This window comes from Thermococcus sp. (assembly GCF_026988555.1).
GTDB lineage: Archaea > Methanobacteriota_B > Thermococci > Thermococcales > Thermococcaceae > Thermococcus.
On record NZ_JALSLB010000050.1, the window covers coordinates 1 to 11,385 of the forward strand.

General features: G+C 55.9%; 12 protein-coding genes and 1 pseudogene. 5 read left to right on the plus strand and 8 right to left on the minus strand.

The window, feature by feature from the left end:
• Positions 1-467: thiamine pyrophosphate-dependent enzyme (locus MVK60_RS07375; RefSeq protein ID WP_297438000.1), on the minus strand; the 467-nt coding region annotated here is incomplete at its 3' end.
• On the minus strand, positions 464-2,176 hold the full coding sequence (locus tag MVK60_RS07380; protein WP_297438002.1) for a 2-oxoacid:acceptor oxidoreductase subunit alpha: 1,713 nt from the start codon (positions 2,174-2,176) through the stop codon (positions 464-466). The genes MVK60_RS07375 and MVK60_RS07380, both read right to left, overlap by 4 nt.
• Before the next feature lie 188 nt (positions 2,177-2,364).
• Between MVK60_RS07380 and msrA the strand changes: the two genes are divergently transcribed.
• Positions 2,365-3,381 (plus strand): peptide-methionine (S)-S-oxide reductase MsrA, encoded by a 1,017-nt coding sequence (msrA, locus tag MVK60_RS07385; RefSeq protein WP_367270875.1) that lies wholly within the window; start codon positions 2,365-2,367, stop codon positions 3,379-3,381.
• 8 nt (positions 3,382-3,389) lie between these two features.
• Here the strand turns inward: msrA and MVK60_RS07390 are convergent, their stop codons facing one another.
• The 6 genes and pseudogenes from MVK60_RS07390 to MVK60_RS07415 all read right to left on the minus strand — a co-directional run bounded on the left by MVK60_RS07390 (position 3,390) and on the right by MVK60_RS07415 (position 7,212).
• Entirely contained in the window at positions 3,390-3,743 is a 354-nt protein-coding gene (locus MVK60_RS07390; protein WP_297438006.1) for a DUF302 domain-containing protein, read from the minus strand.
• A 12-nt stretch (positions 3,744-3,755) separates the two neighbouring features.
• Entirely contained in the window at positions 3,756-5,066 is a 1,311-nt protein-coding gene (locus tag MVK60_RS07395; RefSeq protein ID WP_367270874.1) for a cytochrome c biogenesis protein CcdA, read from the minus strand.
• A 53-nt stretch (positions 5,067-5,119) separates the two neighbouring features.
• A complete protein-coding gene (locus MVK60_RS07400) occupies positions 5,120-5,476 on the minus strand; it encodes a hypothetical protein (protein ID WP_297438008.1) in 357 nt (118 codons plus the stop codon).
• Between the two features lie 76 nt (positions 5,477-5,552).
• Positions 5,553-6,122 carry a hypothetical protein gene (locus tag MVK60_RS07405; protein ID WP_297438010.1) on the minus strand — a complete coding sequence of 190 codons (570 nt, stop codon included), beginning with the start codon at positions 6,120-6,122 and terminating at the stop codon, positions 5,553-5,555.
• A pseudogene (locus MVK60_RS07410) lies at positions 6,119-6,663 on the minus strand (nitroreductase family protein). The gene MVK60_RS07405 and the pseudogene MVK60_RS07410 overlap by 4 nt, the downstream one beginning before the upstream one ends.
• 9 nt (positions 6,664-6,672) lie before the next feature.
• Positions 6,673-7,212, minus strand: coding sequence for a bifunctional 2-polyprenyl-6-hydroxyphenol methylase/3-demethylubiquinol 3-O-methyltransferase UbiG (locus MVK60_RS07415; RefSeq protein WP_297438012.1), 540 nt, complete (start codon positions 7,210-7,212; stop codon positions 6,673-6,675).
• Between the two features lie 141 nt (positions 7,213-7,353).
• Here MVK60_RS07415 and MVK60_RS07420 point away from each other — a divergent pair, with 141 nt between their 5' ends.
• The 4 genes from MVK60_RS07420 to sufB form a co-directional block, all read left to right on the plus strand.
• The gene (locus MVK60_RS07420; RefSeq protein ID WP_297438014.1) at positions 7,354-8,325 is read left to right on the plus strand and encodes a ThiF family adenylyltransferase; all 972 of its coding nucleotides are present in this window, start codon (positions 7,354-7,356) and stop codon (positions 8,323-8,325) included.
• Between the two features lies 1 nt (position 8,326).
• Positions 8,327-9,427 (plus strand): tRNA uracil 4-sulfurtransferase ThiI, encoded by a 1,101-nt coding sequence (gene thiI / locus MVK60_RS07425; protein ID WP_297438016.1) that lies wholly within the window; start codon positions 8,327-8,329, stop codon positions 9,425-9,427.
• An 87-nt stretch (positions 9,428-9,514) separates the two neighbouring features.
• Positions 9,515-10,258, plus strand: coding sequence for a Fe-S cluster assembly ATPase SufC (gene sufC, locus MVK60_RS07430; protein WP_297438021.1), 744 nt, complete (start codon positions 9,515-9,517; stop codon positions 10,256-10,258).
• Positions 10,236-11,385 (plus strand): Fe-S cluster assembly protein SufB (gene sufB, locus MVK60_RS07435; RefSeq protein WP_297438018.1); only part of this gene is annotated, 1,150 nt, incomplete at its 3' end. The genes sufC and sufB, both read left to right, overlap by 23 nt.

Below are 11,385 nucleotides of genomic sequence, written 5' to 3' on the forward strand. Positions count from 1 at the left end.
TCAAAGACTCCCCAGGGCTGGGTTGGAGTTTTCATTCCGACCATCGTCGTCGGCGACGCCTGCCCCTTCGTGAGGCCGTATATCTGGTTGTCGTGTATGAGGACGGTTATGTCGGGGTTTCTCCTGATGGCGTGGATCAGGTGGTTGCCGCCTTCGGCGTACATGTCGCCGTCTCCGCCCTCTGCTATGACCGTCAGCTCGGGGTTTGCCGCCTTCACACCGGTCGCTATCGGTATCGCCCTGCCGTGGAGCGTGTGGTAGCCGTTGGCGTTGATGTAGTGTGGCATCTTAGCTGCCTGTCCGATTCCACTGATTATTGCCACCTGGCTCGGCTTCAGGCCAAGCTCAGCTAAGGCTGAGATAAGAATGTTCCTTATGCCGAAGTTTCCACAGCCGGGACACCAGGCGACGTCCTTGCTGGTCGGCCTCTTGGGTTCAAAGGCCTCCCTGCCGGTTGGAAGGTTCATTCTACCACCCCCTTCAGAGCATCAAAAACCTCTTCCACCGAGAACGGCCTCCCGTCGTACTTCAGAACCCTGTGGTGAACATCGACTCCGAGTTCTTTTTTCAGAAGGTCCCCGAACTGGCCGGTGACGTTGTTCTCGACGACGATTACCGTCTTGCCTTCGAAGAACCGCTTTGTCTCGGGGTTGAGTGGATAAACCCAGCTGAAGTGGAGCAAAGCAACGTCATCCCTCCCGAGCTCCTCAAGGGCCTCCTCAACCGTGTGGAGCGTCGAGCCCCAGGAAATCACAAGGTACCTGGCGTTTTCACTTCCGAAGAGCTTCGGCAGGGGTGCGTTCTTTCTTATCGTTTCGAGCTTTTTAACTGCCCTCTTCTCCTGCATTTTCCTTGTAAGCTCGGCATCCTCGGTAATATCGCCCCACTCGTCGTGCTCGTTGCCGTTGGCTATGACTACTTCCTCGCCGTAGCCCGGGACGGCCCTCGGCGAGATTCCGTCCTCGGTGAGCTCGTATCTCCTATAGCCTGGCTTTGCCTCGACGATATGCTTCTCGAACCTCACCTTCCCCAGCTCTGGCTTTGGCAGGTTGTAGTAGGTGTCCACGAAGTACTGGTCAGTGAGGATTATAACCGGAACCTGGTATTTGTCAGCTAAATTGAAGGCCTCAGCAGTTAGGTAGAACGCCTCCTCCATGCTTCCAGGTGCGAGGATTATCCTCGGAAAGTCGCCGTGGCCTGCGTAGAGGACGAGGTTTAAATCACCCTGCATTGTCCTCGTCGGCAGGCCCGTTGCAGGGCCGGGCCTCTGGGCGAGGTGTATGACTATCGGGTTCTCCGCCATTCCTGCCAAGCTCAACGCCTCGCTCATCAGGGCGAAGCCCCCTCCGGAAGTGCTCACCATCGCCCTCGCTCCCGCGAACCACGCTCCGAGGGCCATGTTTATCGCCGAAATCTCGTCCTCGACCTGCTCGACTATTATCCCGAACTCTTCCGCCTTCTGTGCACCGAAGGTCGAGACGCCAGTTGAGGGGCTCATGGGGTAGAAGCTGAGGAAGTTCATGCCTCCGGCGAGGGCACCTATCCCTACAGCTTCGGTCCCACTGAGAAGGATTTCTTCCCTGACCTTCTCGTCTCTCCCGACTTCGACCCTTATCGTCCCTTCCTCGCAGAGCCTAACGCCCAGCTCGTAGCCTTTTTTAGCGGCTTCGATGTTCTTGTTCACGACGTTCTCACCCTTGCTCCCGAAGCGCTTCCTTATGTACTCTTCGACCGCCCCAAAGTCGCCGTGGAAGAGGCCGACTATTAGGCCTGCTGCGGTCGTGTTGATGTAGAGCTGGCTTCCCGTTTCGAGGGCGAGCTTCGTGAGGGGCACTTCCACGAGGTTTACCCTTCCAAGGAACTCTTCCTCGACGTTCTCCCTCTCTCCGAGGACGACGGTCTCCTTGGAGAGCCTGTCGGAGACCCAGCTCAGGACGCCCTGCTTGAACGGGACGAGGATGTCTATTCTCTTTACGAAGGCCCTGACGCGTCTGGAAGAAACGCGTATCTCGGTGGTGTTTATCCCGCCCCTAACCCGGGACATGTACTCCTTGTTTGCATAGACGTGGTAGCCGGAGCGCTTTAGGGCATAGGTTAGGATTCCCTCGACGGTCTGAATTCCCTGCCCGGCAGCACCGCCAAGAACTATGGAAACCTCACCACGGAACTCAGACATAGTGCATCACTCCCGCAGACCTTCTGCCGGTAGTCCGTGTCTCAATCAACCCCATCAGAAGTTCGAGCACAAAACGAAAACCCTTTCGGGCAGATTTTGGAACAAATTTGTTCATTTGTATCCACCATGACGTAATAATGCGCAAAACTATATAAAGATTACCGATGTATTTAGGTTGGCTGATCGATATGAGCCGAGAAGAAAATGAACCTGACGTTGCCGTCTTTGCGGGCGGCTGCTTCTGGTGCATGGAGGAGGCCTTCGAGAGGCTTCCCGGAGTGGTTGATGGCATCGCTGGCTATACCGGTGGCTTCGTTGAGAATCCGACCTATGAACTGGTCTCAACCGGTGAAACCGGCCATCGCGAGGCAGTTAAGGTCATTTACGACCCCTCAGAAGTCTCCTACGAGAGGCTCCTCGAAGTCTTCTGGAGGAACATAGATCCAACCGACCCCTACGGCCAGTTCGCCGACAGGGGCGAGCAGTACAGAACGGCGATTTTCTACCTGAATGAGGGGCAGAGGGAGCTGGCTGAAGAATCGAAGAGAAGGCTTGAGCTTGCGGGAATCTTTGATGAACCGATAGCGACGGAGATACTTCCCGCTAAAGAGTTTTATCCGGCCGAAAAATACCATCAGAGCTATTATCTGGCCTTTTCAGAGCACTACAAACGCTACAAGCTCTACTCCGGAAGGTTGGGCTTCATAAAGTCCGTCTGGGAGAAAAACGCTCATTTCCATCTCTTTCCGGAGAGGGAGCGCTACTGGCTCGGATGGGCCAAGCCCTCAGCTTCAGAGCTGAAGAACTCCCTAACTCCCCTACAGTACGCGGTAACACAGCTTGGAATGACGGAACCTGCCTTCCAGAACGAATACTGGAACCATTATGAGGAGGGCATCTACGTAGATGTGGTTTCCGGTGAGCCGCTCTTCAGCTCCCTCGACAAGTTTGACTCAGGAACGGGGTGGCCGAGCTTTACGAAACCCCTTGAGGAGTGGGCGGTAGTTGAGGCAAAAGGGTGCGAGAGCTTCCTCTGCGGGAGAGAGGTAAGGAGTCGCTTCGCAGATTCACACCTCGGTCACGTCTTTGAAGAGCCGACACCTACGGGGAGGCGCTATTGTATAAACTCCGCTTCGCTGAGGTTCATCAAAAGGGAAGAACTAGAGAGGTACGGCTACGTTGCTTATGAGGAGCTTTTCAAATAAGGAGGGATTCAGAGCTCCTCTATGACTCCCCTGACGACCTCAAGGGGTTCCTTGATGATCTCCAGTATGTCGTCGGCGGTGTTTATGGCAACGTAGGTCTCGCCGTCCTTCCGGTAGAAGAGCACCGGGCACGGTGCAAAGGAGCCTATCTCGTAGTCCTTCTTGGTCATCTCGTAGAATATCTTTGGATTGCAGACCCAGAGAATCCTGTAGGGCTCCATATCGACACCGACCTTGGTCCTGACGACGTCACTTGGGGTAAACTCAAGCACAACCTTGTAGCCCTTCTCCTCAAGCTTCGCCTTAAACTTCTCCTCGGCCTCCTTGAGGCCCAGGCTGAGTTTCCTCCTGTACCTGTACATCAGACCACCTCCTCAAATTGTTGAGAGCGATTCGAATAGGGAGCTCCAGAGTTTGAGCGGCGTGAGCTCGGTCAGCATCAGCAGGCCAAGAAGTATCAGGATCACCCCAAGAGCTTGCTCCCACCTTGCCCTGCTCCTTCCGCTCAGGGAGAGCCTTCCGGAGAGGAGCTTCCTGTTCACCCACTCCCCGAGATCCTTCGATGCTGTCAGCAGGTAAACCGTTAGCCCCATTCCGAGGCCGTAGGTGCCCATGACGATGACCCCGCTCAGCGTGTCCCCGCTCAGGGCGGCGGTTATCACCGCGAAGCCGACGTAGGGGGCAATGCACCCGAGCCAGGTCGCCCCCAACGCCGAGCCGAGGGCGAAGTCGTAAGCTATGCCCTTCTTCCCAGCCACTCTGTCGGAGGGGGAGAAGCTGAGGAGCCTTTCGAGTCTCACACTAACGCGCTCGCTCACGAAGCTCGCGCCTATAACAGTAAAGCCGATCCCACCGATGAGGTAGAGCGCCCCCCGTATCTGGGAGGCGTAGGAACCAAGGTTGCCGACGAGGGCACCAAGCAGGGCAAAGGAAGCCACCATCCCTGCTATTATTGCCTCGACCTTCCTCCTAGCGAATGTGAGGGAGAGCGTGCCAACTATGACGGGCAGAACACAGGGTGAGAAGACGCTGACGATCCCGGCTGAGAATATGGGCAGGAGTACGGACAGGCCGAGGTTGCTCTTCCCGCTGGGGTTTCCTGAAAGGTCCTCCGTCTGGGGCTTTTGTCCACTGGGCTGAGTGGTGGCCTGAGGTTCCTCCCCTTCAGTAGCTTTCTCCAGGAAGTATGCTAATCCATCGGGGTTCAGAGCGCCTACCGCTACCCCCTTCAGAACCATGGTCCCGTTAACGGCCTTGAAAACGACCATGGTTGGCGTTCCCGGAACGCCGCCGCTTATCTCCTCTCCGGGCGTTTTGGGTCTGTAGTAGCCGGCGTTGTCCGGCTGGATGACTATCACCGGGCTGTAAACCTTATACCGGAGCGTCGTTATCGGGCGGCTTTTGTAAACGTCCACCGAGACAAGTACGAACCCGTTAAGGGCCTTTTCAGCTGTGGTAGTTGGGAAGACACTCGTTTTCATGTACTGGCAGGCGGGACAGCTCTCGGAGTGGTAAAATACGAAGAAGTATCTCCCTCCGTTCGAGGAGACAAGCTCACGGAGTTCCTTTTCGGTCGTGACGTCATGAAAAGACAGGTTGCCGTATTTGGCGGTTCCCGCGCTGACCAGCGGTATGAGAAGCGATAGGACTACCAGCATTAAAAGCGCCCTGCGCACTCCTTTCACCTGAAAAGAGATTGAGGGGGTGGTTAAAAAGCCTTTTTTTGAAGCTTTTTTCATCAAAACGTCATCGGGACGTAGCCCTCCTCAAGCCTTTCCGCTATTATCCTCCCGACGTACTCAACCTTCGTGTACTCCTCCAGAGGCCCCACAAAGCCCTCGACCTCGGCTATTCTCCTGCACGCCGTTGGGGTTCTGCCCATTTCTGCCAGCTTTTTTATCCATTGTATGAAGAGCCCGTCGCCCTCTGCCACCGCCCTCTCCGCCGGTCCGAAGAGTATGACCTCAACGTCCTCAGCCCAGCCGTTCTTTATGGCATTGATCGCCCACATGAAGCCGGGGATTACCCTCTCATCAGCGCTTGAAATAATAACAAGAGCCTTTACCATAGTCTCATCCCCCGAAAACAGTCTCACGGGGTTTTATGATGCTGCAGGTTTATATTCTTTACTTTTTTCATTTTGAAAGGGCCAGCATCGGAAGACGAAAGCTCTAATCAACGGCCGCCAGATGTATGAGCAGGAAGATTGCGAAGAGGAGCGTTGTTGCTATGTGCACGGCCTTCCAGTAGCCAAGCATTCTGACGAACCTGAGGACGGCCCTTTTTTCGTGTCTCATTAAGGCTCTGGCCACCCTTCCGTAGATGTATCTTCCCACAAAGCCGCTTACGTTGAGAAGAACGAGGGTAATCCCCATTCCAAGCCCGCTCAGGCCTGCGGCACCGGTATAAACCCCGCACGAGAAGAAGTGCACAAAGGCCAAAACAGAGCCTGTTATCGTCAGTGCATGGTGTATCTCAAGTGGGGTTACCGGGCCGAGGATGGTCAGGTATGGCTGTTCGGGTTTTATCTCAAATCCCCATTCACCGGACTTCCTGTGAACTATCATCATCTTCCTCTTTGTCAGCGCGTAGTATGCCACCCCCACCGCTATGAGTCCTATGCCTGCCTTGGCCAGGCCCCCGTAGCCGGCTTCATACTCCCCCTCCTCCTCATCAGCAAGCACCAGAGGGGAAATAAGGACAACCATGAACACCAGAACCAGCAGTGCCCTCAGCCTCATCCCTCATTCCCCCACGGCTCCCCGAACCTGTTGAGGCTCACCTTGTCCCACTCGAGAACCTCATCGCCGTGGGAGGCTTGTTCTCAGCTGGATAGCCAATTCCGATTATGCAGGTGACGCGGTAGTTTTCCGGGATCCCCAAAAGCTCCCTAACGTACTCCTCGGCAGTTTTACCTTCACCGTGCATCCTGTTCCTTATCTGCACCCAGAAGGAGCTTAGCCCGAGGGCAAACGCCGCCAGCTGTATGTGTTCCGCCGCTATACTCGCGTCCTCCACCCAGACGTCGCTCCGGCTTTCGTCCGCCGTGATAACTATCGCCAGAGGAGCCGTTGCCAGACCGGAGGCGCCGAGCTTGGCCTTCGAGAGGGCCTTAAGCTTTTCCTCCTCGTCCACCACTATGAAGTGCCAGGGCCTCTTGTTGAAGGAACTCGGCGAGAGAAATGCCGCTTCAAGGAGCTTCTCCACGAGTTCACGTGGCACCGGCCTCTCCTGGAACCTCCTAACACTCCTCCTCTTTCGAAGGACTTCAAAGAACTCCATAGAACCACCTCACGTTTTCGGCTTCAGGAGCATCAGGTAGTGGTAGGGGAGCTCCCGGTATTTCACGGGCTCGAAGTTTTCGGCAAGTCTGAGGATGTCCTCCGGGGAGAGCCTTTCCTCCACTGGAGGGCCAAATGGCATCGGCTCCTTCTTCCACTCGGCCACGAGGATGAACGCCCTTCCAGCCCAGCGGAGGTATTCCTCGGGTCTCTCCATCTCGTGGAGAACGCTGGAGAAAACTGCCAGGTCGAAGTCGCCTATATCCGGCGGCCTCTCGGTGACCATCACCTCGACGTTATTCAGCTTTTCGTCTTCGATTCTCCTTTTCAGAATCTCCGCCATTTTTGGGCTTGCTTCGATGGCGTAGACCTTTTTGAAGGCCCTCGCCAGGGGGACGGTCAGGTATCCCGTACCCGCGCCGACGTCCACCGCAACTTCCTTCTCGGGGACCTCGCTGACGGCGAACTCTATTACCCCCTCCGCCGGGAAGACCTTCCTCCTCCATTCGGAGTCCAGTACGTGCGCATGCTCTGGACTGAAGCGGTGCATTTCAACCCCCCACTGCATTGTTGGCCGTTGGGATAGAAATCCCTTTTGGTGGATCAGAATTTCCCGTGAGCCTCTGCGAGATAAACCTTTGGTTTCCAAAACCCTTTTTATCCCCTCGTCCAAGCCGGATGTGGTGGGAGTATGGTAGGGGTGACGATGGACTTTTCGAGGCACTTCCCGATCATAGGAATCGAGGGGCAGAGGAAGCTGAGCGAGAGCACCGTCGCAGTGGTCGGGGCCGGCGCGCTGGGGAGCTGGGAGGTCTACTTCCTCCACAAGCTCGGCGTTGGAAGGATTATAGTCATCGACAGGGACTTTGTGGACGAGAGCGACCTTCCCAGGACGATGTACACCAAAGAGGACGTTGGAAAACCAAAGGTTGAGGTTCTGAAGGAGAGGTTTGGAGTAATCGGCCACTTCGAGGACCTAAACCCCGGAACGGTTAACCTTCTTGATGCGGCAGACCTCATAATCGACGGGACGGACAACATATACACCCGCATGGTAATAAACGACTACGCCATACGGGAGAACAAGCCGTGGATTTACGTGGGAGTTCTGGCAACCTACGGCAACATAATGCCGATAATCCCCGGAAAAACCGCCTGCTTCCGGTGCCTGATGCCAAAGCTCCCTGAAAGGCCTTTGCCGACCTGCGCAATAGCGGGGATAATGAGCTACGTCCCGAGCTTCGCGGCATCACTGGCCGTTGCCCTGGCGGCAAAGATGCTGCTCGGCGAAGAAGTTGAAAGCGAGCTGTTCTTCTTCGACCTCAAAAGCATGGACTTCGAGAAGGTCAGGATACCGAGGAGGGAGGACTGCCCCGCCTGTGTGAGGAGGGAGTTCACATTCCTGGAGAAGAGGATAAAGATAGAGCGCATGTGCGACGGCTCCATACAGGTGACGCCGCCCATGCCCATGAGCATAAACCTCGACGAGTTCGCGGAGAGGCTTGAGAAGCTCGGCATCGAGTACCTGAAGACGAGCCAGTTCATTCAGTTCGAGGACGACTACGCCGAGATACTGGTGTTCAAGACGGGCAGGATGGTAATCCGCGGTGCCGAGGACGAGAAGGAAGCCAAGAACTTCTTCGCCCGCTACCTGGGTGGTTGAAGTGCTAATCGTGCGCTACGGCGAGGTCGGCATCAAGGGCGGCAAGAGGAGGGAGTTCGAGATGAAGCTGGGGGACAACATACTCGCCGCGCTGAGGAGGAGGGGGGTAGACGGGAAGGCGAGGATAATCAGGGGGCGTATACTGGTCGATGCCCCCGACGAAACAGCCCAAATAATCGCCAAAGTCCCCGGCGTCGTCTCTGTGTCCCCTGCGAAGGAGATGGAGTACGAAGAGGTTCCCGCCTACCTGAAGGACGCCCTGAAGGGGCTGAGTCCAAAAAGCTTCAAGGTCGAAACCCAGAGGCTCGACAAGACCTTCCTGAAGACCTCCGTGGAGATAAACCGCGAGATCGGGGCATTTATCGTCGAGAACTTCGGCTGGAAGGTCGACCTCAAAAACCCCGAGCTGGTCGTTGGGATAGAGATAATAGCCGAGAAGGCATACGTGTTCCTCGAAAAGCTCAGGGGCGGTGGTGGCCTGCCGGTTGGCACGCAGGGAAAGGTCGTCGTCCTGCTGAGCGGCGGCATTGACTCACCCGTTGCCGCTTTCCTGATGCTCAAGAGGGGCGCAGAGGTCATCGCGGTGCACTTTGACCAGGGACTGAACGCGAGAAACGTCGTCGAGAAGGTCGTCGACATACTTGAGGACTACTCCCCCGAGCCGATAGAGCTCATAGTCGAGAACCACTTCGAGATACTGAAGCCCTACGTCAGGGCCCTCATCAGGGCGGGAAAGGGGGAGTGGACGTGCGTGGTCTGCAAGGTGGCAATGCTGAGACGCGCTGCTGAGATAGCGAGGGAAAGGGGCGCCCTTGGCATAGTGACCGGCGACAGCCTCGGGCAGGTTGCCAGTCAGACCCTCTCGAACCTGTATTTTGAGACGATGAGCGTCCGCTTCCCGGTTCACAGGCCCCTCCTCGGCATGGACAAGGAGGAGATAGTGGCGATAGCCAGGAGGATGGGAACATACCGGGCTTTCCTGGAGTATCCCTACTGCGACTGCCCCTTCCGGCCGGAGAGGGTCGTCACGAGCGGGAAGCTAGAGGAGTTTCAGCGCGTGCTTGAGGTGCTGGAGCGGGAAGGGGTATCTGAATTGGAGTAGCTCGAATCCTTTACTCAAATTTGTGGAGAAAGGTTTTAAAAGTGGACTTTTCTACCCAAATACGGGTAAAGAAGAAAGGTGATGCTCATGCTGAAAGTGGAAAATCTTCATGTTAAGGTTGCTGAAAAGGAAATCCTCAGAGGAGTGGACTTTGAACTCACATTGGGCGAGCTCCACGTCGTCATGGGGCCGAACGGCAGCGGAAAGTCCACGTTGGCTTTGACGATAGCGGGACATCCAAAGTACAGTGTCACAGACGGAAAGATACTGTTCGATGGGGTTGATATAACCGGAGCAAAGCCCGAGGAGAGGGCCAGAAGGGGCATCTTCCTCAGCTTCCAGCATCCGGTTGAGGTCGAAGGGGTGAAGATTATACAGTTCCTCCAGAGGGTGCTCAAGAATCTGAGGGGCATCGATGAGGTTGAGGCCTATGACATGATATTCAGAGCGGTTCAGGAGCTCGGCTTTGATAGTTCGATCCTCTCAAGGGAGCTCAACGTAGGCTTTTCAGGCGGTGAGAGGAAAAAGCTGGAGATGCTCCAAGCATATCTCGTGAGGCCCAAGCTTCTCATCCTCGACGAGCCGGACAGCGGAGTTGATGTGGATTCCCTCAAGGTCATCGCGGGGGTTATAGCCAAGCTGCACAGCGAGGGGACGGCGATACTCCTAATCACCCACTACGGAAGGATCCTGGAGTACCTGAACCCCCAGAGGGTGCACGTGCTGAAGGAGGGTAAACTCGTCGTCTCCGGCGGGATGGAGCTCGTAAAGCTCATAGAGGAGAAGGGCTTCGCGGCGGTGGGGGAAAATGGCGCAGCAGTCAAGGCTTGAGGAGATACTGAAGGCCGGATCCCTTGAAGAGATTCTCGGGACGGCGGTACCATACTCCAAGGAGATAGAGCTCCGCGGTGAAATCACCGAGGACGTCATCAGGGAGGTATCCCGCATAAAGAACGAACCGGAGTGGATGCTCAGGCACCGCCTCAAGGCCCTTGAGCTGTTCCATAAGCTTCCAATGCCCAAATGGGTGGTTGGGATAGAGGAGCTTGACCTTGAGAGCTTCTCCCTCTACTCGAAGCCGGAGGTGGGGGACGAAGTTAGGGACTGGGACGATTTACCTGAGAACATCAGGAGGACCTTTGAGAGGTTAAACATTCCGGAGATAGAAAAGAGGTTTCTATCGGGCCTTACTGCCGTCTTCGACAGCGAGAGCGTTTACTCCCAGCTCAAGGAGGAGTTCGAGAAGAAGGGCATCATCATGCTCCCCATGGAGGAGGCCGTCCAGAAGTACCCCGACCTTGTGAAGAAGTACTTCGGGAGGGTCTTTCCGGCAGGGGAGCACAAGTTTTCCGCCTTACACCACGCCCTCTGGAGCGGTGGGGCGTTCGTCTACATCCCCAAAGGAGTTAGGGTGCCCTTCCCGATAGAGGCATTCTTCGTCATCGGCTCGGCTCTGGAGGGGCAGTTCGAGCACACACTCCTCATAGCCGATGAGGGGAGCTACGTCCACTTCATAGAAGGCTGTTCGGCGCCGATGTACAAGGGCTTCTCCTTCCACGACGGTATGGTCGAGATATACGCCCACAGAAATGCCACCGTCAAGTTTACAACCATACAGAACTGGAGCAGGAACGTCATCAACTTCAACAACAAGAGAGCCATCGTAGAGGAAAACGCCTACGTCGAGTGGATAGAGGGAAGCATCGGGAGCCACATAACCTACACATATCCATCGAGCGTCCTTAAGGGCGAGGGGGCAAGGACGGCTCAATACGTTGTCTCTCTCAGCAACGGGCCCTATCTCAAGGACACCGGCGCTAAAACCTGGCACCTGGCTCCGAATACAAGCTCGAAGATAGTCTCCAAGAGCATAAGCGCCAACGGCGGCATAAACATATACCGCGGGCTGGTGAGGATCCTCAAGGGCGCGAAGAACTCCACCGCGACGGTCTCGTGTG